The sequence below is a fragment of the Vibrio sp. EJY3 genome (genome assembly GCF_000241385.1).
GTDB lineage: Bacteria > Pseudomonadota > Gammaproteobacteria > Enterobacterales > Vibrionaceae > Vibrio > Vibrio natriegens.
In genome coordinates, this window is record NC_016614.1 from 268,406 (window position 1) to 294,354 (window position 25,949).

General features: G+C 44.7%; 24 protein-coding genes. 8 read left to right on the top strand and 16 right to left on the bottom strand.

Annotated features, from left to right (window positions below):
• Positions 1 to 27: 27 nt before the first annotated feature.
• Complete coding sequence (locus VEJY3_RS17145; protein ID WP_014233669.1) at positions 28 to 1,365, top strand: 6-phospho-alpha-glucosidase; 1,338 nt, start codon at positions 28 to 30, stop codon at positions 1,363 to 1,365.
• 145 nt (positions 1,366 to 1,510) lie between these two features.
• On the opposite strand, the gene rnr is transcribed toward VEJY3_RS17145, so the two are convergent.
• Positions 1,511 to 3,763 carry a ribonuclease R gene (gene rnr / locus VEJY3_RS17150; RefSeq protein WP_014233670.1) on the bottom strand — a complete coding sequence of 751 codons (2,253 nt, stop codon included), beginning with the start codon at positions 3,761 to 3,763 and terminating at the stop codon, positions 1,511 to 1,513.
• Positions 3,764 to 4,053: 290 nt separating this feature from the next.
• Positions 4,054 to 4,266, bottom strand: coding sequence for a cold-shock protein (locus tag VEJY3_RS17155; protein ID WP_005483265.1), 213 nt, complete (start codon positions 4,264 to 4,266; stop codon positions 4,054 to 4,056).
• A gap of 919 nt (positions 4,267 to 5,185) precedes the next feature.
• On the opposite strand from VEJY3_RS17155, the gene VEJY3_RS17160 reads away from it, so the two are divergent.
• Positions 5,186 to 5,389, top strand: a complete 204-nt coding sequence (locus tag VEJY3_RS17160) for a hypothetical protein (RefSeq protein ID WP_014233671.1) — start codon at positions 5,186 to 5,188, stop codon at positions 5,387 to 5,389.
• Positions 5,390 to 5,534: 145 nt separating this feature from the next.
• On the opposite strand, the gene VEJY3_RS17165 is transcribed toward VEJY3_RS17160, so the two are convergent.
• On the bottom strand, positions 5,535 to 6,449 hold the full coding sequence (locus VEJY3_RS17165; protein ID WP_014233672.1) for a LysR family transcriptional regulator: 915 nt from the start codon (positions 6,447 to 6,449) through the stop codon (positions 5,535 to 5,537).
• 149 nt (positions 6,450 to 6,598) lie between these two features.
• On the opposite strand from VEJY3_RS17165, the gene hisC reads away from it, so the two are divergent.
• The 3 genes from hisC (at position 6,599) to VEJY3_RS17180 (ending at position 9,043) form a co-directional block, all read left to right on the top strand.
• Entirely contained in the window at positions 6,599 to 7,690 is a 1,092-nt protein-coding gene (hisC, locus tag VEJY3_RS17170; protein ID WP_041170457.1) for a histidinol-phosphate transaminase, read from the top strand.
• A gap of 14 nt (positions 7,691 to 7,704) precedes the next feature.
• Positions 7,705 to 8,478, top strand: a complete 774-nt coding sequence (locus VEJY3_RS17175; RefSeq protein WP_014233674.1) for an ABC transporter substrate-binding protein — start codon at positions 7,705 to 7,707, stop codon at positions 8,476 to 8,478.
• Between the two features lie 172 nt (positions 8,479 to 8,650).
• Entirely contained in the window at positions 8,651 to 9,043 is a 393-nt protein-coding gene (locus tag VEJY3_RS17180; protein ID WP_014233675.1) for a ribosome recycling factor family protein, read from the top strand.
• A gap of 142 nt (positions 9,044 to 9,185) precedes the next feature.
• Here VEJY3_RS17180 and VEJY3_RS17185 read toward each other — a convergent pair whose 3' ends face one another.
• The 7 genes from VEJY3_RS17185 to xdhA all read right to left on the bottom strand — a co-directional run bounded on the left by VEJY3_RS17185 (position 9,186) and on the right by xdhA (position 17,734).
• A complete protein-coding gene (locus VEJY3_RS17185; protein WP_014233676.1) occupies positions 9,186 to 10,589 on the bottom strand; it encodes a uracil-xanthine permease family protein in 1,404 nt (467 codons plus the stop codon).
• Between the two features lie 283 nt (positions 10,590 to 10,872).
• The gene (locus tag VEJY3_RS17190; protein WP_014233677.1) at positions 10,873 to 12,102 is read right to left on the bottom strand and encodes a urate hydroxylase PuuD; all 1,230 of its coding nucleotides are present in this window, start codon (positions 12,100 to 12,102) and stop codon (positions 10,873 to 10,875) included.
• Between the two features lie 127 nt (positions 12,103 to 12,229).
• Positions 12,230 to 12,553: a hydroxyisourate hydrolase gene (gene uraH, locus VEJY3_RS17195; protein ID WP_014233678.1), complete on the bottom strand. Its 324-nt coding sequence runs from the start codon at positions 12,551 to 12,553 to the stop codon at positions 12,230 to 12,232.
• Positions 12,550 to 13,041, bottom strand: a complete 492-nt coding sequence (locus VEJY3_RS17200) for a 2-oxo-4-hydroxy-4-carboxy-5-ureidoimidazoline decarboxylase (RefSeq protein WP_014233679.1) — start codon at positions 13,039 to 13,041, stop codon at positions 12,550 to 12,552. The genes uraH and VEJY3_RS17200 overlap by 4 nt, the downstream gene beginning before the upstream one ends.
• Positions 13,038 to 13,949: a xanthine dehydrogenase accessory protein XdhC gene (gene xdhC / locus VEJY3_RS17205; RefSeq protein WP_014233680.1), complete on the bottom strand. Its 912-nt coding sequence runs from the start codon at positions 13,947 to 13,949 to the stop codon at positions 13,038 to 13,040. The genes VEJY3_RS17200 and xdhC overlap by 4 nt, the downstream gene beginning before the upstream one ends.
• Positions 13,933 to 16,329 (bottom strand): xanthine dehydrogenase molybdopterin binding subunit, encoded by a 2,397-nt coding sequence (xdhB, locus tag VEJY3_RS17210; RefSeq protein ID WP_014233681.1) that lies wholly within the window; start codon positions 16,327 to 16,329, stop codon positions 13,933 to 13,935. Before xdhB ends, xdhC begins: the two co-directional genes overlap by 17 nt.
• Positions 16,322 to 17,734: a xanthine dehydrogenase small subunit gene (xdhA, locus tag VEJY3_RS17215; RefSeq protein WP_014233682.1), complete on the bottom strand. Its 1,413-nt coding sequence runs from the start codon at positions 17,732 to 17,734 to the stop codon at positions 16,322 to 16,324. The genes xdhB and xdhA overlap by 8 nt, the downstream gene beginning before the upstream one ends.
• Before the next feature lie 551 nt (positions 17,735 to 18,285).
• Between xdhA and VEJY3_RS17220 the strand changes: the two genes are divergently transcribed.
• Positions 18,286 to 18,927 (top strand): TetR/AcrR family transcriptional regulator, encoded by a 642-nt coding sequence (locus VEJY3_RS17220; protein WP_014233683.1) that lies wholly within the window; start codon positions 18,286 to 18,288, stop codon positions 18,925 to 18,927.
• A gap of 122 nt (positions 18,928 to 19,049) precedes the next feature.
• Here VEJY3_RS17220 and VEJY3_RS17225 read toward each other — a convergent pair whose 3' ends face one another.
• Positions 19,050 to 19,622, bottom strand: a complete 573-nt coding sequence (locus tag VEJY3_RS17225; RefSeq protein ID WP_014233684.1) for an NADPH-dependent FMN reductase — start codon at positions 19,620 to 19,622, stop codon at positions 19,050 to 19,052.
• Between the two features lie 245 nt (positions 19,623 to 19,867).
• Here VEJY3_RS17225 and VEJY3_RS17230 point away from each other — a divergent pair, with 245 nt between their 5' ends.
• The gene (locus VEJY3_RS17230) at positions 19,868 to 20,167 is read left to right on the top strand and encodes a hypothetical protein (protein ID WP_014233685.1); all 300 of its coding nucleotides are present in this window, start codon (positions 19,868 to 19,870) and stop codon (positions 20,165 to 20,167) included.
• A gap of 91 nt (positions 20,168 to 20,258) precedes the next feature.
• On the opposite strand, the gene VEJY3_RS17235 is transcribed toward VEJY3_RS17230, so the two are convergent.
• Together VEJY3_RS17235 and VEJY3_RS17240 are read right to left on the bottom strand one after the other, a co-directional pair.
• Entirely contained in the window at positions 20,259 to 20,609 is a 351-nt protein-coding gene (locus tag VEJY3_RS17235; RefSeq protein ID WP_014233686.1) for a DUF3147 family protein, read from the bottom strand.
• A gap of 380 nt (positions 20,610 to 20,989) precedes the next feature.
• The gene (locus tag VEJY3_RS17240) at positions 20,990 to 21,649 is read right to left on the bottom strand and encodes a hypothetical protein (protein ID WP_014233687.1); all 660 of its coding nucleotides are present in this window, start codon (positions 21,647 to 21,649) and stop codon (positions 20,990 to 20,992) included.
• 243 nt (positions 21,650 to 21,892) lie between these two features.
• On the opposite strand from VEJY3_RS17240, the gene VEJY3_RS17245 reads away from it, so the two are divergent.
• Positions 21,893 to 22,165 carry a hypothetical protein gene (locus tag VEJY3_RS17245; RefSeq protein ID WP_014233688.1) on the top strand — a complete coding sequence of 91 codons (273 nt, stop codon included), beginning with the start codon at positions 21,893 to 21,895 and terminating at the stop codon, positions 22,163 to 22,165.
• A 51-nt stretch (positions 22,166 to 22,216) separates the two neighbouring features.
• On the opposite strand, the gene VEJY3_RS17250 is transcribed toward VEJY3_RS17245, so the two are convergent.
• From VEJY3_RS17250 to VEJY3_RS17260, 3 genes are all read right to left on the bottom strand, one after another.
• Entirely contained in the window at positions 22,217 to 22,894 is a 678-nt protein-coding gene (locus VEJY3_RS17250; RefSeq protein WP_014233689.1) for a response regulator, read from the bottom strand.
• Positions 22,881 to 24,536 carry a sensor histidine kinase gene (locus VEJY3_RS17255; RefSeq protein WP_041170459.1) on the bottom strand — a complete coding sequence of 552 codons (1,656 nt, stop codon included), beginning with the start codon at positions 24,534 to 24,536 and terminating at the stop codon, positions 22,881 to 22,883. The genes VEJY3_RS17250 and VEJY3_RS17255 overlap by 14 nt, the downstream gene beginning before the upstream one ends.
• Before the next feature lie 109 nt (positions 24,537 to 24,645).
• On the bottom strand, positions 24,646 to 25,947 hold the full coding sequence (locus tag VEJY3_RS17260) for a sodium ion-translocating decarboxylase subunit beta (protein WP_014233691.1): 1,302 nt from the start codon (positions 25,945 to 25,947) through the stop codon (positions 24,646 to 24,648).
• Between the last annotated feature and the right edge of the window lie 2 nt (positions 25,948 to 25,949).

Consider the following 25,949-nt stretch of genomic DNA (forward strand, 5'->3'; position numbering starts at 1 on the left):
CGTCGCCCGAAAAAAGAGAGGCATATTATGAAAAAAGAATTCTCAGTTGTTATTGCAGGCGGCGGTTCAACATTTACTCCTGGCATCGTCATGATGCTGCTAGAAAACCAAGAGCGTTTTCCTATCCGTCAACTGAAGTTCTACGATAACTTTGCGTCGCGTCAGGAAACCGTGGCGGAAGCGTGTAAAATTTTGCTGAAAGAACGTGCACCGCATATCGAATTTTCTTACACCACGGATCCAGAAGAAGCGTTTACCGATATTGATTTCTGTATGGCTCACATTAGAGCGGGTCTATACGCAATGCGTGAGCAAGATGAGAAAATCCCACTGCGTCACGGTTGTGTAGGGCAAGAAACATGTGGCGCAGGTGGTATGGCTTATGGTCTACGATCTATTCCTGCTGTCATCGAATTGATTGATTACATGGAGAAATACTCGCCAAATGCTTGGATGTTGAACTACTCAAACCCAGCTGCAATTGTTGCCGAAGCGTGCCGTGTAATGCGTCCTAACTCAAAAGTACTGAATATCTGTGATATGCCTATCGGTATCGAGACTCGTATTGCAGAGATCCTTGGTTATGACGATCGTAAACAGTTCGACATTATGTACTATGGTCTTAACCATTTTGGTTGGTGGAAAGAATTCAAAGACGCAGCAACAGGTGAAGATCTTATGCCGCGTATCAAAGAATACATCACAGAGTATGGTTATTTGCCACCAAGTGCGATGAATGGCACTCAGCATACCGATGAATCCTGGAAGGAGACTTTTATTAAAGTTCGCGATGTGTATGCGCTTGATCCAGAAACCATTCCAAACACGTACCTGAAATACTATATGTACCCTGATTACGTCGTAGAACACTCGAACAAAGAGCACACCCGTGCGAACGAAGTTATGGAAGGTCGTGAGAAGGAAGTGTTTACCGAGTGTCACCGCATTATCGCTAATGGCACAGCGACAGATACGACCATCGAAGTGGAAGAGCACGCTTCATACATTGTTGACCTAGCGACAGCCATCGCGTTTAACACCAAAGAGCGTATGTTGCTTATTGTGCCGAACAATGGCGCGATTAGTAACTTTGATCCAACTGCGATGGTTGAGATCCCTTGTATTGTCGATAATACAGGGGCGAAGCCTTTACAAATTGGTGAAATCCCAGAGTTCCAAAAAGGCATGATGAACCAACAAGTGTCGGTAGAAAAATTGGTGGTACAAGCACACGTAGAAGGCTCTAAACAAAAATTGTGGCAAGCGTTGACACTGTCCGCGACTATTCCAAGTGCAAAAGTCGCGAAAGATATCTTAGAAGATTTACTTGAAGCGAATAAAGAGTACTGGGTGGAAATGAAATAATCACTAGTAACCAAAAATGCCCTGCGAGATCGGGGCATTTTTTATGGCTAAAAATAGATGATTGGTATCATTATTCTCGGTCATAACGTCGCATTTGCGCGATGTCGTCAGTTATGAAAACGGTGGTTATTGTGCGGCAAAGAGTCTACTGTTTTAGTGACGATTCACTAGAGTCCGCGAAGTTAAATATAATTTTTCTTTGTTTAGAATCGATTTCTTTCACGGTCACTTTGACTTGAGTACCTAACGTGAAGGTAGTGGTTGGGCTGGCAATTTTTTGTTTGATCGCATCAAATTCAAACTCCCCGTTCTGGAAACTTGATAATGGTATGAGGCCTTCAATTCGGTTTTCCTCTAACTCCACAAAAACACCGAAGTGTGTAACACCAGAAACGGTCCCCATGAAGCTTTGTCCAATGAATGGTTTCATATAATGACATTTTAGCGCCGACTCAACCTCACGACTTACTTCATCAGCTTGGCGAGATTGATGTGAACAATGCACGCTGAGCTGCTCAATCGTTTTTGTATCGTAAGGGTAGTTATTCTCTATGCCGGCTAGTTTGCGTATAGGGTTGAACTTCAATAACAGACTACGTAGCTTGCCATTACTTTGTTCTCTTAGTTTGGCTCGAATAGCGCGGTGAACGAGTAAGTCAGGGTAACGACGAATTGGCGAGGTAAAGTGCGCGTAAGCATCATAAGCTAAACCAAAGTGGCCCATGTTTTTAGGCGAATACTCAGCTTGGCTTTGAGAGCGCAAGAGCAAGGTGCGTATTATGTCGCTCTCATCCAATTCTCGAACTTGTTCCAATAACGAGTTGTAATCGTGAGAGGTTGGCTTATCACCGCCTGCTAACGTTAGTCCTCTGTCTGCAAGTAACATTCTCAATGAAGATAGCTTTTTCATTTGAGGGCCGGAGTGCACGCGATATAGACTCGATATTTTATGTCGCTCTAAAAACTGTGCTGTAGCAACATTAGCGCAGAGCATAAACTCTTCGATCATTCGGTGGGCGTCATTTCGAACAACTGGAACGATAGAAGCAATCTTCTTTTTGTTATTTAACGTAAAAGCGAGCTCTTGAGTGTCAAAATCAATGGCTCCACGGATTTTACGCTGACCAGATAAGTTCAGATACAAGCGATGAAGATTCACCAAATGCTGAGAGATATTATTTTTAGGATTGTTGCTTTGGTATTTTGTTCTCGCAGGAGACTGCATAACAATCCGGTTAGCTTCGTTGTACGTCAGCCTGGCATGTGAGTGAATAATCCCTTCAGAAAACTCCGAATCTAGCATGTTCCCTTCGTTATCAAAGGTCATCTCACATACCATCACTAATCTATCTTCATTAGGATTTAGTGAACACAAACCGTTAGATAATGACTCTGGTAACATTGGCACGACACACCCAGGAAAGTAAACGGATGTTGCACGCGACTGTGCTTCAAGGTCTAAGTGGTCGTTTGGTTGGACATAATGAGATACGTCAGCGATTGCGACGAAAAGCTTCCATTGACCATTGTCCATTTGATACCCATAAACCGCATCATCAAAGTCTTTGGCATCATCCCCGTCGATAGTGACGAAAGGTAAATCTCGGTAATCCACGCGAGATGTTTTGTCTTTTTCGTCGACTTGAGAGCCAAATACGGAAGCTGCATGGAGTACTTCCTTATCCCATTTGTCATTGATGCCATGGCGACGCAATGCCAATTTTACTTCGATGCCAGCCTCTCCCGCACGACCCAATACTTCTGCGACTTCAACCGTGGTTGATTGTCTGTGATCCGGGTATGCAGTGACTTTACAATGAACGAGTTTACCGACATTTTTGGCGATGAGTTCATTTGGGGTGACATGGATGGTTTGAGTCAGTTTTGTGCTTTCTGGCACTAAATAGAAGTTAGAGCCTTTTTTCTTTAACAAGCCAACAATATGAATCGTTTTACGTTCCACGATCTTGATCAAGCGGTGGTTTGAACGACCTTGCTGTTGAGCATTGCCTTTCAGAACCAGCACGATATCGCCATCGAAAACATGAGTCAGTTGATGTTTAGGTAAGAAAAGGTCTTTTTCATTGCTGTCGTATGTAACAAAGCCAAAGCCGTCAGCGTGAGTACTTATTTTCCCTGTAACTAAAAAAGCCTGATCGACTTTTTTGTAACCTCTACGATGAGTAAAAATCAACTGCCCGTCTCGCTCCATTGCACGTAAGCGCTTTTTCAAGGCGTCTTTTTGTGGTTTTTCATCCAAGCCCGCAGAGTGAGAGATCTGTTCATGGCTTAAATAGCTTTTGACTTTGTCGAACAAGCTAAGAATAAAATCTCGGCTAGGAATAATATCGTCATATTTAGTGTGGTTTATTGATTGAGCGGATATATTTATTTTCATTTAATTCTCTTTTATTCGCCAATCGCTTTTTATATAAACCTATTTATATGAGTAAAGCACTAGGCGAAATGATTCAGATATGAATCACATTAGTTATTATAGGGGATTGTTTTTGGCCTTTTGCCAAAGATATATACTGAAATGACTTATTAGAAAGGTTGGTTTGCGTTGCAAACTGAATTTTAACGTTTAAGTTCAAGTTATTTGGGTATATAGACTTGGGTGAAAGACTTGCGATGATATAAAGAGGAGAGAAGAGGCACCGATGAACATCGATGCCATATAACGAATTACATTACAGTAACTTCGCCAGCTTGTAGGCCTTTTTTGCCTTGCTCGACAACATACGAGACTTTTTGGCCTTCAGATAGTGTTTTGAAACCAGTTGAGACAATTGATTGAAAATGAACAAACAAGTCTTCACCACCATTTTCAGGAGAAATAAAACCAAAGCCTTTAGTTTCGTTGAACCACTTTACTGAACCAGTTGATTTATTAGACATAGATACCTCTATATTTGTATAGTTTTAATATTAAGTTTATTAGCTAATAAGTGCTATTAGATGATTTAGAGATAAATACTTTGTCGCAGGAACGTAAACGAGGAAATCGATGAGGAACTGAGAGAAATTTGATCTTAAAATAATTAAATAGCTCTTTTCTTAAGAGCTGACGTGCAGTATACCGATAAAATTGATAAAGGCTAGCTTTTTCATTTTTTAATTTTTCCTTGTTCTTCAAGCATTCGTTTTTTGCAATAGAAAATGCAATACAGTGGTCAAACTATAGTTTGTGCAGGCTTCATTGCAGGAGCAACAGTAAAGTAGTCATAGGCTGTGATTTTAAATTAGATGCGCAATTGTTGTTCTAATTTTATGATTTTTAATGATATTTCTGTGTTGTGTTCTTCTTATAAAACCACAACAGGCATAGAGACAGCCTCTGTTCTACTGAGGAAAATGGAAAATATCTATCTATTTATTGTAATGAGTGTATAGTGAGTACAGCTCCGAAACGTGAGCTATTGATGAAACATATAGTTCGAGTCTCTTCTCAGTTTTCTTTCGAGTCATATCGTTATACAACTCCCATAGCAACTTATTCTTTATCTTCCATTAAATAGTCTCAGTTTTGCTTTCAACTATTAACGAGGGTTAAAAAATAGCGTCAGAATGTTTAAGTATCTATCAGAAGATCACAAATTAGCATTCAGAACTGAACATGACCTGAAAGGTCTTTCAGCCCCAAATGTTATGATCGTTTAGATAACTTTTCATTGCTTGAAATGCTTATTTATCATCGTTAATGAGTACTAAAGTAGTATGTTGAATCAGGCTTATTTAAGCCAATGCAAGCGGATATATAAAATATAGGCTGCATGTTTAATATACTTTTGATAAATATGTTCAAACAGGAACAAGAATGCGAAAAAGACAAGATAAATCGCCAAGAAAATATAAGAAAAGCGGCTATGAAGCGAAGTTTGAGCAAATGGTTAAAGAATACCATAGTGCCAAAGAAGTCCTAGAATCAATGGACGCAGGTTCTGATGAGTACAACAAGCAGAAAAACCTCTGCGAATCTCTTTTTGCCAGTGCTGAACGTTTCTTTAAACAGAATCAGTAATATTATAAAGAACTAAATCGAGTTCTTATGGTGATTGTGGTGCGTAAGTATCACCGGCTTCCGCATCATTATCACATCCCTTATATATTCATGTTTATTACCAACCACACTCCCCTACAAAACGGCTGTCTTAATTTGACACTAGCTAGTTTTGGTCACGATTACTTTCGCTTTGCTCCGCCAACCAACTGACCAGTTTGCCTACCATCGAATTGCGTTCGTGTTTTGGATTGAGCAGGTGATAACCATTTCCAGAAGCGACATAGCTGTCGAACGGCTGTATTAAGCGTTTTGATTTTAAGTCTTGCTCTGCCAGAGTAATGTCACCAATCGCCATGCCAAAGCCTTGTTGGGCTGCATTTACCGCCTGATCAAGCGTGGCAAAAGTCTGGTTACCTTTGCCCTGAACATTGCGATATCCTCGCGACGCCAGCCACATCGACCAGTCTGACTGCTCCGTATTCGCATGAAGCCAAGTACAACGTTTGAGCAGGTTTAGCTCATCTATTGTTTCTTCTGAAACAGACAATGCCATCTTTTCCCACAACTGTGGCGCACATACTGGAGCCAGAAGCTCGTCGAACAATAGTACTTGTTCAATGGTTTTATTGCGGATGGGTTTTCCGTATGAGATGACTAAGTCAAAACTATCGAAGTTGGGTATCGCCTGATGCTTGGTGGTTGAGGTCAGTTCGACATTCACATCAGGATAAGCTTGCTGAAAATTGGCGATGTGACCTAACAGCCATGTGGTAATACAGCTTGGTGCGTTCAACTTGATTCGGTTTGCACTATCCACCACTTCACGAATCGACATTTGTAAGCGATGAATGATTTCTTCTGCGAGAGGGATAAACTTCGCGCCTTCTGGAGTCAGAGCCAGTCCTCGTGCCTGACGATAAAACAATGCAACACCCATCAGACTCTCGATTGACTGGATTTGGCGGCTGATCGCGCCTTGAGTCATGTTAAGCGCTTCTGCAGCGTGAGTGAAATTCAGATGTTGCGCTGTGGCTAAAAACGCTTGCAGGTTTTTTGTCGAAGGGAGTCTAGTTTGCATGTCATCTATCCATGATTTTTTTGCATGGCTAGTATGCCTTTAATTCGATTTAACCGAAAGCGATTCTTGACTAATTTATTATCAATAAAGAAATTAAATACAGAATGAATACCAAATATTGATTAAGTATTCACATTGGGGTGATAAATATAATGTCATTAGCTGAGAAGTTAGCTCCTGAGAGCATAAAAAAGTTAATACCATATCAGTCTGCAAGACGCATTGGCGGCGCTGGGAGATTGTGGCTTAATGCGAACGAGTTGGAAGAGCCGCTGCTGTACAAAGAGCACCAGTCTCCACTGCATCGCTATCCGGATTTTTTGCCTCATGATATTGCATCTGCATACCAGGCTTACTGCTCAACGTCACAGCCAACACTGGCAGTACGTGGTGCGGATGAAGCAATTGATTTGCTCATTCGTACCTTCTGTCAGCCAGGTAAAGACAGCATCGCGATATGCAGTCCGACTTATGCGATGTACGAGTTTTGTGCTGAATCATTGGCGATTGATGTTATCGACTCTCCACTGCTTTTGCCGAACTTTGATCTCGACGTTGAGAGTGTGGTTCAAGCAGCAGAGAAGGCGAATCTGGTATTCTTATGCTCCCCAAACAACCCTACGGGTCAGTTGTTGAGCTCCCAAAAGATTGTTGACGTGTTAGAGCAGACACAGCAAAGCGCCATTGTGGTTGTTGATGAGGCTTATATCGAATTTGAACTTGACCAAAGTGTCGTTGAGCTAATTGACCGTTATCCAAACCTGGTTGTGATTCGCACTTTGTCTAAAGCTTTCGGTTTGGCCGCGGTAAGATGCGGGTTTATTATCGCTCAGCAGTCGGTTATGGATTTTGTCTACAAGCTGATTCCCCCGTACCCGATGCCAGACAGCTCAGCAGAAATCGTTCTCCAAGCGTTAAGTGCTGAAGGGCTAGAGAAAGTAGCGGCTCATACCCGTACCCTGATTGAATCTCGTCAACGTTTTATTGCACGTATTGAAGGTCTTGACTGGATTGAAACAATTTACCCGTCGGCGACTAACTTTGTATTGATTCGCACTAAGCCGGATATGAATCTTTTTGAATACTTACGAGAGCAAGGCATCGTAACGCGTAACCAGACTCATGAGCCTAGTCTGCAAAACTGTGTTCGAATCACGATCGGTTCGGAAAAGAGCATGCAGGAAGTGGCGGAAACTATTTGTAACTACACCAATCTAGTGACACCATCAATCGAAATATAATAAGGACATTACACATGAAAAAAATTCTGAGCGCGTTAGCTTGCACCGCCGCACTACTATCGACTCCTTTGATGGCAAAGGAAGTTCGTCTGGCTTCTGACTTTACGTACCCACCATTCAATTACAAGGATGCTAGTGGTACGCCGGTTGGTTTTGATATCGAAATCGCAGACGCCTTGTGTGCAGAAGCGAAGCTTGAGTGTACCTGGGTGTCACAAGGATGGGATTCTCTGATCCCGAGCCTGCTTGCGCGAAAATCAGACGTGATCATGGCTTCAATGCGTATTACTGACGATCGTAAAAAACGCGTACTGTTTACCGACAAGTATTACCAAACGCCAGCTCGCTTTGTTGCTAAAGCAGACAACAACATTGAGATCAGTGAAGCTGGTTTAAAAGATAAAGTAATTGGCGTTCAAAGCGGTACGATTCACGATATGTACGTGACGGATAAATTTGGCTCGGTTGCGACCATCAAACGTTATTCAGGTCAGGACGAAGTGTATCTGGATATGGCAAATGGCCGTTTGGATGCGACTTTTGGTAACTCAGACCAACTTGCGCTGGCGTTTTTAGACAAAGACATTGGCAAAGGTCATGAGTTTGTTGGCGAAGCTGTAACGGATAAAGCTTACATCGGTGAAGGTACGGCACTAGCACTGCGTAAGAATGATAAAGAATTGGCTGAGAAGTTTAACCAAGCGATCAAAACCATTCGTGCAAATGGTACTTACGACAAGATTGCTGCGAAATACTTCTCCTTCGACATCTACGGCGAAGAGCTTTAATTACCGATAGATTCATTCCATCAAATCAACAAGGCCTACTTTGTTTAGCAAGGTAGGCCTTTTTATTAACTCAATGCGTTAACGACATTTCATTCTCTGTGTGGCGAAAAGATGAAAAATCAGCAAGCTAAGTTTAAAATGTGTGTCTATTTCTGATGATATGACGCCTTCTATGCATTCAAACAAGCTCACCATCCCATTGCCTTCGCTGATTCACCGTATTGGTGGCGAGCACGCTAAGCGGGCCAAAATGATTGCGATGGAGAAGGGGTGTGAGTTGAAGCGTGTCCGACGTTCCAGAAACTGGCAGGTTTCTGGTGAGGCATTGGATTTGAAAACCTTTCTTGATCATCTCAAAGCAGAAGAGTCAGAGGCGCTGTGTTTTGTGATCAACAAGATGGAAGTCGGACTCGTGGCTCATCAGGATAAATTAGAGCCGCTGGAAGCCAAGTTGATTCGTTTAGTGGTGGAGAACCCTAACGTCACCCTGGCTGAATTAATGGCAGAAACCAATTGTACAATCGCTCAAGCTCGCACTGCGCGTTTTGATGCGGAAATGTTGTAATGGTTTATGTTTCAAACAGCCAAACAGCCAAACAGCCAAACAGCCAAACAGCCAAATAGCTCAGTAAGATCATAAAAGACCACCCCGTGAGTTATCATCGGAGTGGCCGTTGTGGTTTAGTCTTTGGTTGGCTTGAGCCTTGTTACTTTTCCAATGCTGGTTTAGAAAGCGTTTTTTGCGATTTTTTTGGGTTTGCTTCCTGCGCACCTTCGTTTGATGCTTCGGGTAACACTAACGTCATTACAATCGCTGCAATACCGCTGGTAGTTACTGGAGAGCCGAAAACGCTCTGCATGATTTTTGGCATACCTTCCAGAATTTCAGGAACGAGCATTACGCCAAAACCAATACCAAATGAAACGGCGAGAATCATTAGGTTTCGGCGATCTAACTCTTCATTCGCAATGATCTTAATTCCTGCTGCTGCTACGGTACCAAACATGACTAAGGTTGCGCCGCCGACAACCGGTTTAGGGATGGTAGTCAGAATGGCACCGATGAGAGGAAACAATCCGAGAGCCACCAAAATAAGTGCGACAAAGTAGCCCACATAGCGGCTTGCAATGCCAGTCAGATGAATGACGCTGTTGTTCTGGCTGAATGTGGTGTTCGGAAAAGTATTAAATACCGCAGCAATCAGCGAGTTCACGCCATCGCCAAGTATCCCAGCTTTAATTCGTTTGAGATATTGTGGGCCCGACACGGGTTGTTTGGTGATAATGCAGTTCGCCGTAATATCGCCTGCTGACTCGATGGCAGTGATGGCGTAAATAACAGCGATTGGGACAAATGCAAACCAATCAAAATCAAACCCGAATTTGAATGGAACAGGGACGCTGACTAAAGGCTGATTAAACGCCCCTTCTAAGTTGACCATGCCCATAAAGGCTGCCAGAACATAGCCAATAACCATACCGATCAAGATTGACGACAATCTTACCATTAGGTTTTTAGAGCGATTTAAAACGATGATGGTGGTTAAAACAACCGTCCCCAAAACAAGGTTGTTCCATGAGCCGAAGTCTGGCGCGTTGAACCCGCCCGCAAGGTCGGTCATTCCGACTTTAATCAAAGATATACCTATCGTTGTTACCACGATACCCGCCACGACAGGTGTGATAATACGTTTAAGTTTGCTGATAAACTGAGAAAGGATGATTTCGACGAAGGCACCGACAAAACACACCCCGAAGATCATTGCCAGAATATCTTCTGGACCACCACCTTGTGATTTAACGATGAAGCCTGCCGCCAAGACAGAACTCAGAAACGCAAAACTGGTGCCCTGAACGCAGACTAACCCCGCGCCTATTGGGCCGATACGGCGCGCCTGTATAAAGGTGCCAATCCCTGACACGATTAACGCCATACTGATGAGATAAGGAACGTGCTCGCCGAGTCCAAGCACGCCGCCGATGATGAGGGTTGGAGTAATGATTCCGACAAAACTCGCAAGTACATGTTGTAGCCCTGCGTAAAGTGCTGCGCCGGCTTTGGGCTTGTCTTCTAACCCATATATGAGGTCGTGGGTTTCCTGTTGAGACATACTGACTTCCTTGTATTCATTATTGTGTACTATTTTATGAATACATCTGAGCAATCTTTGTGCCACAAACTTCCTGACTGGTTAGTCAAGTTATTCCAGTGGGTTAGGAGAAAACCTTGTTAAGTTGACGGAGAATATTGTTTCGTATTGGTGCAAGAATGCTCAATTTAGTGCATGTACAACCCGTCACTTTTTTGTTTTACACACACTTAATCGATTGAAATTACCATAAAAAAAGCCACCTAGATTTCAGGTGGCTTCAAATGACGAGTGAGCAGAGAGGTTAATTCAACACTTCTTTCAGGCGTTGTCGCTCTTCATCAGTCATCTTGGTTTTATTCAAAAATGGCATATCAGCACTTTCAACCGAGCGAACCAGAATTCTTGCTTTCCAGCGTTCGATATCTTGCCAGCTATCAAAAACGGCACCGCTTGGCGCGACCTTGAATACATCATCCGTTGGTGTAGAGCTATGACACTGGCTACAGCGCTCACTGATGATCTGTTTTGCGATCTTCTGTTCTTCCGTTAATGAAACTTCAGTCGCTACTGCTGCATGTGGGCTGTCTGCATTGGCGACGGTAGGTTGTGATGCGCTGCGAGAAGAAGACTGCCAACTTACCAATACCGCCAGAACCATCATGGCACAGGCTCCACTTAACAGAACGCTTGGTCTATTTTGCCCGATATGTTTGAGGTTAAAGTAATGGCGAATATACGCGCTGATGATCATAACGAAAAAGCCAATCAGCCAGTTCAGTGGATGTTGATAGATCATTGGATAGTGATTGCTGATCATCAAGAAGATTACTGGCAGAGTGAAGTAGTTGTTGTGAATAGAGCGGCGCTTTCCTTCTAAGCCTGGAGCGGGGTCCACGGTTTCACCTGCGGTAACTTGCGCCACCATTTTACGTTGGCCAGGAATGATTTTGTGGAAGACGTTATTGACCATAATCGAGCCAATGAGCGCACCCATATGAATAAACGCACCTCTTCCGCTGAACAGTTGGGTAAAGCCGTAGAAAAACAGCGCACCAAACGCAAGTAGTGCTGCACTGAACAGGGCTGTATTTCGGCTTAAAGGTGAACGCATTAATGCTTCATAAACTACCACGCCCAGTAGAATGCCACCAACGCCAACCCCGACTGCTTGCAGAGAAGTTAGCTCCATGACACGAGGGTCAATCAGATATGCTTGGGCGTTGAAATAGTACATCCAAATCATCAACGCAGAGCCGGTTAGCCAGGTGGCGTAGGCTTCCCATTTAAACCAGTGCAGTTTTTCCGGGATTTTTTCCGGACCTACCTGATACTTGGCGACTTCGTAAAATCCACCACCATGTACTGCCCAAAGGTCACCTTTGATGCCTTTATCTTTTTTCCATTTTGGCGGTGTCTCTAAGTTATTATCCAGCCATGTGAAGTAAAAGCTTGCTCCAATCCATGCGACGCCACAGATCACATGAAACCATTTGATAAACAGCGCCAGCCATTCATACAGTTGCGGCCACATCGTAATATTCCTTTTTAAATTTTGATTCCTTGAACATGCGTTCGTTAAAGATTGTTCTTTGAGAGGGGGGATTTGCCCAACTGCCTCACTGAAGAACAATCATCTCTTCTCTTTGGGGCATTGCCCTCTAACTTCCTCGGTAGCTTGAATAAGAGAATGGGGATAGAAGAAGAGGAATGTGGTAGTTACCCTCGTCATAGACGTTGAAATTTACGTCTATAAGAGGAAAGAAAGCGCTACCAAACTGCGCATCACAATAAGGTGCGACAAGAAAGCGCAGCGTATAACCCTGTTTTTCCAAGATTAGCTCTGGGAACTTGGCGCGACCATCTTGATCGGTGGTGGCCTCCGCGAGACATATTTGGTCGTTGAGGCCAAATAACTGAACTTGAATACCAGCTGCGGGCTTTCCGTTTGCGGTATCTAACACGTGGCAACTGAGTTGTTTCATAACAAGGCTTCCATTCTGATTTTGCTGATTTTCTGTTGTTCTAGCGCTGCTTGATGTAGCTCTTCATCCCGAGAACGATTGATTCGGCCTTTGAGTAGGTTGAGCATCTCTTCTGCAGTCTTGTTGGTGGCACACACGATAAAAATGAATCCAAATTTGTCGTGGTATTTTCGGTTGAGCGTAAGCAGTTCTTGCAACACATCGGTAGAAGCCTGTTTAACGCTCTTTTGCTCTTTTTCGCTGAGGTCTTTGCCTTGTGAGTACTTCTTTTTCAGGCTATTGAGATCACCAATCATCGGGTGACCTGCAAATGCTTCCAGCCAGTCGTTTTCTTTTAACTTGGTAAAGGCAATCTCTGCGCTACGAAGTAAAGAATCTATTGAGTCAAACGGCATGCGGATTTTCATTTCTTGCTGCCAACGTTGGCTGGTGCAAATTCTTTCCAGCTGTTCATCACTTAGGCTCAAGGCAAGGTTTACTGTACTCATTGATGATTTTCCCTGATATTTTTGCGTGCGAGATTGGCTTGTTGCCATTGTTCTTCGTTCTGTTGTTTTACATCGGGCTGCATTTCATTATGTTGTTTGTTAGCTTGGTGTCGCTTAAACCGTTCCATCAATTGGGCAGATACTGAGACCGCCACTTCCATTGGTAATTTGCCCGTGATGTCTGGATTCCCAATCGGGCAGGTGAGCTGATCGAGCAAGTTGACGTTGCTCAGCTGTTCTTTAAGGCGGAACCTGAAACGTTGGCTTTTACCTTGTGAGCCAATTAAGCCCACATACGCAAAGCGCTTGCTTTCTAGCGCTTGCTGAGTCAGCTCAAAATCAAGCGCGTGGTCTTGCGTCATGATCAACACAAATGTGTTGTCTTTTAGTGTTTCAATTGCATCGACCGGATTGGCATGTAGCGACGTCTCTATTCCTTTTTGCGATAAAGGCGACAGCCATTCAGGACGACTGTCGATGACTTTTACATGGCAAGGCAATCCACTGAGGATGCTAGTGAGTGCCTGACAAACATGTCCGGCACCAAATATTGCAACCTGTGGCGTTTGTGTCTGGAAAAACTCGAACATCACTTGCACCGCTCCGCCACAGCATTGTCCAAGATCCGCAGACAGGGCAAAGCGTTCGATAATTGGTTCAGCGTGTTGAAGCGCCAGGTTTTCACGCGCTTTGGCGATCACCTGGTATTCGAGGTTGCCGCCGCCGAGCGTGTCGAACTGGCCTTGAGCAGAGATAACCATCTTCGCGCCACTGGATCGCGGCACTGATCCAACATAAGCCAGAACCGTTGCAATACAGTAAGCCTGACCTTGTTGCTCAAGTTGCTGGCAGGCGGCTAACCAGTTCATGCCCGGGTTCGACAGGTAGGCATCATTGTTCGACGACATAGGTTTCCTCCTGCATTGATTGCTCTTCAAGCCACTGTTGCTGATGCTCGCAAGCGTTAAGGATTTCTTCACCTGTTGCTGGCGCGTGTAGTGCTGGAGCGCTTTGATGTTGACTGATTGAGGCTACTGCATCGTAAATTGCGCACCAGACACTGTTCGCGTGCATGAATGGCGGCTCGCCAACCGCTTTAGAGCGGTAAATGCTGTATTCCGGATTGGCCTGATCGTACAGATCAACATGCATTTTTTTCGGGTAGTCACCGATGGTCGGGATCTTGTAATTCATCGGGCTGTTACTTAGCAGGTGACCATTCTCACCCCAAACCAATTCCTCTGTGGTTAGCCAGCCCATGCCCTGAATGAATGCACCTTCAATTTGTCCTTTATCAATCGCCGGATTCAGGCTGTTACCCACATCATGAAGAATGTCGACTTTTTCAACGCGCATTTCGCCAGTTAGAGTGTCGATCGTGACTTCTGAACACGAGGCTCCAAGGGCAAAATAAAAGAACGGACGACCCGTCGCGGTACTTCGGTCATAACCAATTTTTGGTGTTTGGTAGAATCCGCTTGCAGAGAGCGAAATACGGTTCATATACGCCAACTGAACTAACTCCGCCCAACTGACGGGGTGTTGGTATTTCGGTGAGGTTTCAATACCGACAAGCTCACCGTTGACGATGTCCGTTTTTTCCACTTGATAATGTTCACAAGCGAAATCAAGTAAGCGTTGTTTGATTTCCATCGCTGCATTGTGCGCCGCCATACCGTTAAGATCGGCACCAGAAGACGCTGCTGTTGGCGAGGTATTTGGCACTTTATCTGTGCGGGTTGAGGTGACAAGCACCTTGTTAATATCAATACCGAAAGACTGAGCAACAATCTGCTGAATCTTCGTATGCAGGCCTTGGCCCATTTCTGTCCCGCCGTGTGATACCTGAAGTGTCCCATCGGTGTAAACATGGATCAGAGCTCCCGCTTGGTTAAGGTGTGTTGCCGTAAACGCAATCCCAAATTTAAGCGGAGTTAAAGCCAGACCTTTTTTCAGCACTGGGTTACTTTGGTTCCACTGACTAATTGCCTCGCGGCGAGCGCGGTAGTCACTTTGCTTCTCAAGCTGTCGCATAATATCCAGCATTGCGTCATGCTGTTCGACTTCCATACCATACGGTGTGATTTGTGCTCCATCGCGATATAGATTTTTGTAACGAACGTCGAGCGCATCCTGGCCGACTTGAAGCGCTAAATCCTGCATCGCTTTTTCAATCACGATCATGCCCTGAGGTCCGCCAAAACCACGGAATGCGGTGTGGGAAACCATATCGGTTTTGAGCCTGTTGCCGACCACACATGCCTGGCCGAGTGAGTAAGCGTTATCGGCATGGAACATGGCGCGATCGACAATTGCGTCGGATAGGTCAGGCGAGTGACCACATAAACCGTTTACTTCGATGTTTGCGGCGATGATTTGGCCTTGAGCGTCTGCCGCAAGCTGGTAACGGTTGTAGAAAGGATGACGCTTACCAGTGACCGTCATATCGAGTGAGCGAGGAAGACGCATTTTTACTGCTCGTTTTGTATGGTGTGCCCCAAGCGCTGCCAGACATGCCCATTGAGCCGCCTGACTTTCTTTACCACCAAAACCTCCGCCCATACGACGCATATCAACCGTGACTCGGTTAAAATCAATGTCTAATACTTCAGCGACCAACTTCTGAACTTCAGACGGGTTTTGGGTTGAAGAACGCAAGAATATGCCACCATCTTCGGTTAATTCTGCAAGACTTACCTGACCTTCCAAATAGAAGTGTTCCTGACCACCGACATGGATATCGCCGTGAATATAAACCGGCGCTTGGTCAAAAACTTGTTGTTCGACTTTTTTACCCATCTGGTGAGTAGGCAAAAGGGGATCTTGTGATGCGGCTTTTGGGTACGTCAGCGCCAGATCGCCCGTTTCGGTGTACTCCACTTTCGCCAGGCTTGCGGCTTTCCATGCTAGCTCATGTGTGGTCGCCAGAATGAGGGCAATAGGCTGTCCGAAGTACTTAATCTCGTTATTTATCGCCAGTAAGGGATCGCCTTTGAAAATGGTACCAATGTCCTTTTCTCCGGGAATCGAGGTCTCTGTCAGTACTTTAACGACACCTTCAGCGCACTCAACCTCCGATAAGTCGAGCTGTGTAATCTGACCTTTAGCGATGGTGCTGGTCACAACAGCCGCATGTACGCATCCAGCGGGAGTTGCGTAATCATCAACATAGAGCGCTTCACCGCTGACCTGCTTATCGGCACTTTCGTGCTTGTAAGATTTCCCTACGACTTGTTGGGATTCAGGGAGTATGGTTTGTCCCGATTCAACCTGAGTTAACTTACGCATCTTGCACCAACCTTGTCTCAATACTCTGAGACTCCAAATAAAAACGTTTAAGCAGGTTCTGAACCAACTTGACTCGATAAGTATTACTGCCTCGCACATCACTCAGTGGCTGAATCACCTGAGGTACCATTTCCTGAGCTTGCTGCACGACAGAAAGCGACAATGGCTTACCAATAAATAGCGCTTCTAACTGGCTAAGGCGTACCGATTTTGCGGCTACTCCGCCAGCCGAGATGATACAGTTGGTGACACATTGGTTAGAACCAAACGCCATGTTCAGTCCCAATGTGACTGTCGCGATGTCATCTTCGTAGCGTTTACTCACTTTGTAGATAGCGTGGCGTTCGTTTTTAGCCAGCTGTGGTAAGTGAATCGCGCTGATCCACTGATTGGGCTGGAGGGCGGTCTGGCGGTAACCCGTAATGTACTCTTCCGGTGCCAGTAACACTTTGTCTTCGCCATCATCTAATTCAATCAGACCATGCAGGCTGATAAGTAGTGGGGCAATATCGCCAATTGGTGAAGCGTGGCCGAGACTGCCTCCAAGCGTTGCTCTGTGGCGAATAGTCAAACTACCCAAGCGTTCAATCACTTCATCAGCGGTTGGGAAATGTTGTTTAATGAGTTCATGAACCTGCGTCATCGGAACTGCCGCACCAATGCGCCAACCTGCCGAAGTTTCTGTGATTGTCAGTAAGTCATCGACGTGAGATAAGTCGATCAGTTGCGCCAGAGGTTTGTGTTGCTGAGTCACTTCTAATGATAAATCCGTCCCGCCAGCGATCATTTTTGCCTCTGGCATCTCTTTGATTGCCTGAGCGAGTTGCTGACGGTTTTTTGGGCGCGCATAGTTCGGCTCATTTGTGTCTGCAACTGAGGCCATCCATGTTTTTACGCTAGCTTCATGAACGCTAAGCGGATCATCTATATGGCATGCCGCAATCGAGTTTGCGGCTTCAATCAATGGGCCGTAGCCCGTGCATCGGCACAGGTTGCCAGAGAGATAATGGGTTGGGTTGTGAGGCGCGACTTCTTGCTTTGACAGCGCATAGAGAGACATCACAATTCCCGGCGTACAAAAGCCACATTGAGAACCGTGATGATCGACAACCGCTTGCTGCACAGGATGAAGCTGGTTGTTTTGTTTTAGGTGCTCGACGGTAATGATCTGTTTACCGTGCAGAGCATGAATTGGGGTGATGCAGGCGTTGATTTGTCGATAACTCAGTTTATCTGCGTCATCAGTATCAACGACGACTACCGTACAAGCGCCACAATCACCACTGGCACACCCTTCTTTAGAGCCTGTCATGTGTTTTTGTTCACGCAGGTAGTTCAAAAGCATGGTGTCTGCTTTTGCTGATGCCACTTTGACGACATCATTATTAATCATGAGCTCTAACATAACTTCCTCTATTCATTATTGTTAAAAACCTGTCCATATGGTCAACTAAAGAGCCCCAAATAGCTCGCGCAGTCTTGGCGAAAGCACAAGCTAAGGATGAATCTGTTATTTGTTTCGTCTTTGCATAACTGGCCGATTTGTTGGTATTAGCCAGTTGGTATAAGTACTAAAGCAAAAACCTGACCAATTGGTCGTATTTTTAAAAATAACTTTCCACTTTTAGCTTGAAGGCTTTTATATCAAGCATAATATGCGTGCCAGAAAACCCCAATAATTTGGAGGGAACTGATGAGACGACTGGATTGTGTACAATTTTGGTGCTAACTCTTGTATACATTGCACTCATTTGATGCAGGTCTTGTTTGCTGAGTAATTCGGAACCCCGATATCAGCGGTTCGCTGAGCGCTCTCTGGGTTGGCGCGTATTTTGTAAAGTACTTTGACGATAGGTTTATGAGTGTAAAGAGGCCAATGAGTATTTTAGCCAGCTATGCTGAACAGCGATTTACTACGATTGGTGAAGGCAAAAAGTCGAAAGGTAAGGAGTCAACTTGACGGTAGAAGCAGGGCAAACGAAACGAGCGAATGTCGGTGAGATCAGACGGCGTAATGAAGAGCTAATCTTACAAGCTGCGGCAGATGAGTTCGTTAAGCATGGCTACAAAGGCACCTCTGTTCAGGCTATTGCAGACAGAGTGAACCTACCAAAAGCGAACCTGCTGTACTACTTCAAGTCAAAAACTGGCATCTATAAGGCGTTATTGAAAGACATTCTCACGCTATGGAATGACGGTTTTTCGGAACAAGCCGCCATGCTACCGCCAGAGGTAGTGCTAAGAAATTACATCGTCGGTAAGATGCAATACAGCCGCACACACCCAAAAGAATCGAAAATCTTCGCGCAAGAGATCATTCAAGGTGCGCCTATTATTGCGGATTCCATTCAATTCCCAATGGTGAACTGGGCAGCAGGCAAAGCAACGATTATTCAATCCTGGATCGATAAGGGATTGATTCGTCCGGTCGAGCCTTTGCACTTGTTGTTTTTGATCTGGGGAGCGACCCAATTTTACGCCGACTTTGATACCGAAATCAGGCTGATTAAAGGTGGCCCCCTGTCGACAGAAGAATTTGAAAAAGCGCAGGAGTTTGTCGTTGATATGGTGTTAAGGGGCCTCAGAGTGACAGGGTAGTCGTGGTCGCATTCGCGTAAAAATGGCAGCGTACTGAGTTATTTCATAAAGATCATCAGCGCCGCCATTTTTTATTCTGCTCTGTGTTAGCTATCCCCAAAGATTGAGTGCAGCTATGTCTTTTACGATTTTCTTGGAAGTACCGTGAGTACACGGACGATGAAGGCATGTAACTCAACCATGTAGTTACTCAGGAATTCTGCTGTACTCTCATCGGTCACCACGCCATCTTCAGTAATGAGTCCCGGCTTAAATTGCACGTAAGCTTCGACGGTATTCATCAGCGGGGAGTTACAAAAACACAATACGCTGCGCAGACTTTGTTGCGCTAATGCAGTCCCGATCGAACCGGGAGACGTACCGATTACCCCTGAAGGCTTGGCAGTAAATGAGTTGTGTCCCCATGGACGACTCGCCCAGTCTATAGCGTTTTTCAACGCCCCTGGTATTGAACGGTTATACTCTGGAGTCACAAACAGAACACCATCGACATCGGCGATAGCTTGCTTGAAATCTCGTGCTACTTGAGGAAAGTCGGCATCATAATCGGGACTATAAAGGGGCAAATCTTTGATTGGGATCTCTACTAATTCAAGTTCCGGCGGTGCCAAACGCGCCAGTGCTTTGGCTAACATTCTGTTAATTGAGTTTGAAGACAAACTACCTACGAAGTAGCCAACTTTGTATTGTGCCATGTTATTTATCTCCTTCTTCGAACCTTATGCCCAACGTTAAACCATGTGCTTTTGTCGCAATCTATCGACTAGTTTTGTTCCATGAAAAGTGTAGTTCAAACGCCTGGCGAGCATCTTTTATTTGTCAGTCTTTGGTTCAACAAAGGGCTATTCAGGAACGTATCAGAGATTGTGGGCTACATATAAAACGATGGTGAAAGGCGGTACACGTGCCATCTAGACAGGTAAAAATAACGGAGGAGATTATGAAAATATCTAAAGTATGTATACCTGTGCTTTTTGCTGGGCTCGCAACCCTATTTGCATCGTTTGCTTATGCGGGCCCACCGATCCAATCTATGACCATAGAGTGCAACTGGGGAACCTTGACCATGGAAACTATCAAAGAGAAAGACTTTGATCAGGGAGGTCACTCAGCGGATCCTTCGGGTGATGGTCATGGTCCAGGCACTCTCGATGAGCCGAGAAAAGGGCTCGCTAATGTCGTTGAGCAAGGAAACTTGCAATATACATGTCAGCTGATTGAAGAGCTTTTATCTCAGTAAACAGTTTGGCATTAGATATTTAGCCCACTTCGGTGGGCTTTTTACTGCCTAGTGTTTCGGATGGTATGAGTCACGCTGTTTTGCTCAAGCTTTACAACAAGTTGATCCCAAACTGCTTTACCAACATATGAGTAAGGCCAAAGCAAACAATGGATACTAAGCAGCTTATTAGCAATGTGACCCAAAAAGAGTATTTAGCCAACAAGTAAGGAAAGAGCAGAAACATAGGTAACGTTGGTAGTACATACCAGAAAGTATAAAACGCATGATTAGAGAGTTTGTGGCTTCCCTGTCCCTCAATGTACATCCAGATCAAAGCTAAGATTGTGACTGTCGGTAAAGCCGCAACTAAAGCACCTAATTTATCGCTTCGTTTTGCGACTTCAGAAATCAAAACGACAACAGCCGCGGTGGTAAGGTACTTTATAACAATCCAAAGCATTCGTGGTCTCCTTGCCCAAAACGAAAGAATTGCATGATTCAGCGTAATGACACTTAGGTTGTATTAACCGTTTATATAAGAAAACACCTTGAAGTCACAATTACTTTTTTAACGTTTTGTTTACAAGTGAATAAGATCGTCATCATCTAACCATGATAGCTCTTGGGTTGCTTTCTCTCATTGAATGACTGCACCGGTTATTTTAGGGTTTGTAGAGCCTTCAGTTTTAAAGCGACTTTGATACCAAAAGCTTGATGACTAAGGTGGGTTTTCATCAATAGAAGATTTTGAAAACGCTTAGGCGTTCTTGGTTGAATTGGTTTTAAAGGGGCGTGAGGCAGAGTCGCTTGTGAGTCGAATATACTGATTTATTCCACTATTCACTCTACCATTTCTTTTAGTTGACTGAGCTGTGGCTGAGGGGCTTTCCAGCTGAGTTCGAACACGATTTTTTTCAGAACCGCTGCTTTTGTATTTTCGTCATGCAAATTTGCTACGTTTTCCTGTAGGAGTTTTTTAATTTCATAGACTTGATGAAAAGAGGGATACACCTCTTCGGCCAAATCGAGGTAGTTTATTGCATTTGCAAAGTCTTCACTCACTAAAGCGTCAAAAGCTTTTGCCTCATATTCAATTGCTGATTGATATTTCGATTTGTTTTCCTGGACGCTTGTGATGGTTGCGATGCCAATTTTACCTACACTACTTACATTCTCTTCTGTTGAACTCGCGAGGCCGTTAAACAGCTGCTCGGTTTCGGATTCATCGAGAACTAAAGCAATCAGATTAGTGGTAAGAACAACATGCTTTTTATCATCAACCAGTAAATCAGGCATGAGTTTATTAATAAACTCATACCGAGATGTATTCTCTTTGGATTTCTCCAGCTCAAAGGTCTTTTGTTTTAAGTCCGCTTCCACCTTTTTGACATAGGCATCAATTTCTTTCATTTCAGCATTTAGATTGAAATTCATCACGCTAAGAATAATGGTGATGATTGACGAGCATACGCCAATCCAAACCGTAATTTTATCTGACATGATAACTAAGAGCTCGCTAACCAAATTGCTTCAATTATAGTAACGGGGCATGAACGTGAGTGGAAGGATTTTATCAGCCCCTCTGAACAGGCTTTTAGCCTTTAAATAGACGCCAATAACAATTAAAAACTTAAAAACCGAAGAGGGCATTAAGCTCATGCTTTTCTTTGAGCTAAAGCGAAATTTACCCGTGCAGTTTTCGGTTTAATCAGGGCATTCCCAAACAAACAAAATGGTCTGCATATGATTGTAAGTAATGTTTCTGATGAGCTCATTAATGATAAAGCGAAGCAAGAGTGGCTTTCATACTGGCAACACTTTAGTTCTCAGCATGATAAATATTGCAGTGAGGTTAATTGCGTTGTTGAACACACTCATGGAGTGTTAGTGAAAGCTCAAAATGACGAACAGCAACTGTACGTCATTCCATTGTGCAAAGCGCACAGTGAAAATCTAGACAGCCCACTCGAGATCGCTGAAGGCACGGAAGTGATCCCTGCCAATCTGACGTTGTAATATTTGGCAACACGCAACGAGCTTTCTGTTACGTGTTGCCACCCGTTTCCATTATCTCTTTTTATAAACGCGTTCTGGACGGCCAACGCGGCCGTGTTGGATGACTGCGTGAACAAAGCCTTTCGCAGTGAGAAATTCAAGGTAGCGACGAGCGGTGGTTTTACTGATGCCCACTTCTTTACCCAAAGTGTCAGCGGTATAAAGTTCTTCACTTTCATCAAAAGCCTCGGTGACCTTATCAAGCGTTAATTCATCAATGCCTTTAGGTAATTGCTGTAGATGCGCGGTTTTCGATTGAAAGTTAAACAACTCGTCAACATGGCGCTGGTTAATACTGTCGTTGGAATTCAATGAGCTGGTGTATTTCAGGTAACGCTCCAGAGAATCAGCTAAACGGTCATACGAGATCGGCTTTAATAGGTAGTCAAACACACCACATCTCACCCCTTCACGTACCGTTTCCATATCATTAGCGGCAGTGATAAATATGACATCAGGTGAGCTTTTTGAGGCCGTTATTTCCTTCAGTAAATCAATGCCTTTGCCATCTGGAAGATAGTTATCCAACAAGACCAGTTTCGGTTTAAGCAATTGAATCATCTTTTTAGCTTCTGCCACGCTTTTGGCGATCCCAATCGGACGAAAGCGTTGTGTTTGCTGTAAATAATACGAGTGAAACTCGGCGATGTTGGTTTCGTCTTCGACGATCAATACGTCATAGGTTTCCATCTTCTGTACTCACGTTAGGAATAAATAAAGAAAAAATTGTTCCGGCTGGTTCTGCGTCATCTACCACAATCGTGCCGCCAGCACGTGTGACAAAGTGGTGAACAAGGTAGAGTCCGATGCCGTGGCCTAGTTGTTCTTTGCTTGTCACCCCTTTTTCAAATAGGGATTCTGCTATTTTAGAAGGAATTCCGGTGCCATTATCCGCCACTTCGACAATCAGTTCATTTTCACCATAATCTGAAAGCAAAATGGTGATTTGTTTATCGCTGTCTGGATTTTTAAGCGTGGCTTCATAGGCATTGTCGAGCAGATTACCGATGATCGCGGCAAGTTCGTCTTCGGTAATTCGCGTTGGGGGATGATGTAGCTGGCAAAATGGGTCGAACTCAAGGGTTAACCCCAACTCATGGGCGCGGGTATACTTACCAAGAAGTAGACCAGCAATGACTTTTGAGTTAAAGGTTCGCGAGATGAAATCAATCAGTTGTTGATGAGTCTCCGTTTCCTGGCGAATCGCTTTTAGCGCCTGGTCATAGGCGCCAATTTGTATCAATCCACTGATAGTGGAAAGTTTGTTCGCATACTCATGACTCAGCACACGCAGATTATCGGTTTGTTGACGAATGTTGTTGAGCTGATAATTGAGCGTGCTCTTGTCGTTACGTGGTCGAAAACTTACCACCCAGCCGACATCATTATCGTTTTCCCAGATGCGAACTCGTGTTGCAACTAAGGTCTCGCCGTTACAGGTGATGACTTCATGTTGACGTTCCTGAATGTCTTGCTCACCATTCATTGTCACGCCGTAGAAAAATTCGCATGGGGTAATAAATTCGTTGGCCATACGTCCGCGAAGATAGTCTAAATGGTGCGCAATCCCAAGAATACTTAGGGCTTCTTGGTTGGCGGACAGAAAGCGCCCTTGTTTATCTATGGCAATAATGCCTTCATACACCGCTTCCAGAACTGAGTTTTGCACTCGAAGAGAGAGCGCAATTTCTTCCGGCTCCATGCCGTACATCTGTTTTTTAACGTGACGAGAAAATGCCCACGCGCCTAAGGTTGAGCAGGCCAAAATGATGAGTAGTGCGAAGAAAAAGGGATAGGAATAGAACAGTAACCAGCTACTGACGGTATCTAATAAGTAACCGATGGATACCACGCCGATAATCTCTCCTTGTAACGAGATCACCGGAGATTTACCCCGAATTGCAACGCCAAGACTACCTTTACGAATCGAGTAATAGTGTTCGCCTTGCTCTAATGCTCGTATGTTATCGCCGCCCTGCATCGGATAGCCGATTTTTTCTGTATCAGGATGAGCAAGACGAATGCCTTGATCATCGCCCACCACAATAAAGTCTGCATCGGAGATTTTCTGCAAGCGAGCAATTTGCTTTACCACTTCGGCGTCATTGTGCTCTGCAATAGCAGCGATTAACTGTGGGTCACTGGCAATTTCTCGTGCTTGAATCACCGCTCGGGTGCTGACTTGATGGGTCAAAGTTTCGGATAAAATGTAGTGAAAGTAGCCACCTATCAAGAGTAACTGAATACTTACGACCACAAACAGTAGTGCCCAAACACGCTGGCGAAAAGTCATGTTTCTGCAGAGATGGTGATGAATGGCTTGATTTGGCATGTGATCTTCGTTGCAGCTTAAGAACAATGACTTTATAAAACGAAATGAGGAAGAGAACTGATCTCGATCTAATGGAGTTAGCATTTGTCAGTCTCTTCCTACAATTTGTCTAGCCGATCACATATTTGATCATTACACCCGCTGCTACGGCTGAGCCGATAACCCCCGCAACGTTAGGACCCATGGCGTGCATCAGCAAAAAGTTTTGCGCATTGGCTTCAAGGCCGATTTTGTTTGATACGCGAGCCGCCATTGGCACGGCAGAAACACCAGCTGACCCAATTAAAGGGTTCACTTGATCCGAGGTAAAACGGTTAAGCAGTTTCGCCATGAGAATGCCCGCCGCTGTGCCGATACAAAATGCCACAATGCCCAAGGCCAAAATGCCGATGGTTTCTGCTTGAAGGAACTTATCAGCCATCAGTTTTGAGCCCACAGAAAGGCCAAGGAAGATCGTCACAATGTTGATTAGCGCGTTTTGCGCGGTATCAGAAAGACGTTCGACCACGCCACATTGACGCATCAGGTTACCAAAGCAGAACATACCCAGTAGCGGTGTTGCCGAAGGCAAGAGCATAGCGATAAGTACAAGTAGCAACAGTGGGAAACATACTTTCTCTAACTTGCCGACTTTACGTAGCTGCTGCATGGTAATTTGTCGCTCAGATGGTGTGGTGAGCGCGCGCATGATAGGCGGCTGAATCAGCGGTACCAATGCCATATAAGAGTATGCAGCAACGGCAATCGCACCCAGAAGCTCTGGCGCTAGCAAACTAGACACGTAGATAGCGGTTGGGCCATCCGCACCGCCGATAATGCCAACTGCGGCCGCTTGGGCAACGCTGAAGTCCATCAGGCCAAAGCTGCTTAGGGCCAGCGCGCCGAGGACGGTAGCGAAGATACCAAACTGCGCGGCTGCACCGAGTAGTAAGGTTTTAGGGTTGGCGAGCAGGGGACCAAAGTCAGTCATCGCGCCAACGCCCATAAAGATCACCAAAGGACCAGCACCTGAGGCAATGGCTACGCTGTAAAATAGGTACAACATGCCATCAGAGTATTGATACTCTTCAGCCAGCAAATGGATATTGGTAAGCTGAGTAGGTGTGGCACTTGCAAGCGCGGCTTTGATGTCAGCAGCGGAATCTACAGTCAGATTCAGTGCTGATGCAAAGGCAGACATGACTTCCGGCTTGGCAGCATGCAGTGCGTTTTCAACGGCTGACATTGCAAGCCCGGCATCGGGAAGGTTGGCAAGAATACCACCAAAGCCGATCGGTACTAGCAACAATGGTTCAAACTGTTTGACGATTGCCAGATATAGCAACAGTAAGCCGACAATGATCATAATGGCCTGGCCCCACTCAAGGTGGAACAAACCAAAATCATTGACTAGAGCAAAGACTTTTTCCATGG

Excerpts from the sequence above, each read along its gene's own strand:
- VEJY3_RS17145 (WP_014233669.1), top strand. The coding sequence starts at position 28 with ATGAAAAAAGAATTCTCAGTTGTTATTGCAGGCGGCGGTTCAACATTT.
- rnr (WP_014233670.1), bottom strand. The coding sequence starts at position 3,763 with ATGAAAATAAATATATCCGCTCAATCAATAAACCACACTAAATATGAC.
- VEJY3_RS17155 (WP_005483265.1), bottom strand. The coding sequence starts at position 4,266 with ATGTCTAATAAATCAACTGGTTCAGTAAAGTGGTTCAACGAAACTAAA.
- VEJY3_RS17160 (WP_014233671.1), top strand. The coding sequence starts at position 5,186 with ATGCGAAAAAGACAAGATAAATCGCCAAGAAAATATAAGAAAAGCGGC.
- VEJY3_RS17165 (WP_014233672.1), bottom strand. The coding sequence starts at position 6,449 with ATGCAAACTAGACTCCCTTCGACAAAAAACCTGCAAGCGTTTTTAGCC.
- VEJY3_RS17175 (WP_014233674.1), top strand. The coding sequence starts at position 7,705 with ATGAAAAAAATTCTGAGCGCGTTAGCTTGCACCGCCGCACTACTATCG.
- VEJY3_RS17180 (WP_014233675.1), top strand. The coding sequence starts at position 8,651 with ATGCATTCAAACAAGCTCACCATCCCATTGCCTTCGCTGATTCACCGT.
- VEJY3_RS17185 (WP_014233676.1), bottom strand. The coding sequence starts at position 10,589 with ATGTCTCAACAGGAAACCCACGACCTCATATATGGGTTAGAAGACAAG.
- VEJY3_RS17190 (WP_014233677.1), bottom strand. The coding sequence starts at position 12,102 with ATGTGGCCGCAACTGTATGAATGGCTGGCGCTGTTTATCAAATGGTTT.
- uraH (WP_014233678.1), bottom strand. The coding sequence starts at position 12,553 with ATGAAACAACTCAGTTGCCACGTGTTAGATACCGCAAACGGAAAGCCC.
- VEJY3_RS17200 (WP_014233679.1), bottom strand. The coding sequence starts at position 13,041 with ATGAGTACAGTAAACCTTGCCTTGAGCCTAAGTGATGAACAGCTGGAA.
- xdhC (WP_014233680.1), bottom strand. The coding sequence starts at position 13,949 with ATGTCGTCGAACAATGATGCCTACCTGTCGAACCCGGGCATGAACTGG.
- xdhB (WP_014233681.1), bottom strand. The coding sequence starts at position 16,329 with ATGCGTAAGTTAACTCAGGTTGAATCGGGACAAACCATACTCCCTGAA.
- xdhA (WP_014233682.1), bottom strand. The coding sequence starts at position 17,734 with ATGTTAGAGCTCATGATTAATAATGATGTCGTCAAAGTGGCATCAGCA.
- VEJY3_RS17225 (WP_014233684.1), bottom strand. The coding sequence starts at position 19,622 with ATGGCACAATACAAAGTTGGCTACTTCGTAGGTAGTTTGTCTTCAAAC.
- VEJY3_RS17230 (WP_014233685.1), top strand. The coding sequence starts at position 19,868 with ATGAAAATATCTAAAGTATGTATACCTGTGCTTTTTGCTGGGCTCGCA.
- VEJY3_RS17235 (WP_014233686.1), bottom strand. The coding sequence starts at position 20,609 with ATGCTTTGGATTGTTATAAAGTACCTTACCACCGCGGCTGTTGTCGTT.
- VEJY3_RS17240 (WP_014233687.1), bottom strand. The coding sequence starts at position 21,649 with ATGTCAGATAAAATTACGGTTTGGATTGGCGTATGCTCGTCAATCATC.
- VEJY3_RS17245 (WP_014233688.1), top strand. The coding sequence starts at position 21,893 with ATGATTGTAAGTAATGTTTCTGATGAGCTCATTAATGATAAAGCGAAG.
- VEJY3_RS17250 (WP_014233689.1), bottom strand. The coding sequence starts at position 22,894 with ATGGAAACCTATGACGTATTGATCGTCGAAGACGAAACCAACATCGCC.
- VEJY3_RS17255 (WP_041170459.1), bottom strand. The coding sequence starts at position 24,536 with ATGCCAAATCAAGCCATTCATCACCATCTCTGCAGAAACATGACTTTT.
- VEJY3_RS17260 (WP_014233691.1), bottom strand. The coding sequence starts at position 25,947 with ATGGAAAAAGTCTTTGCTCTAGTCAATGATTTTGGTTTGTTCCACCTT.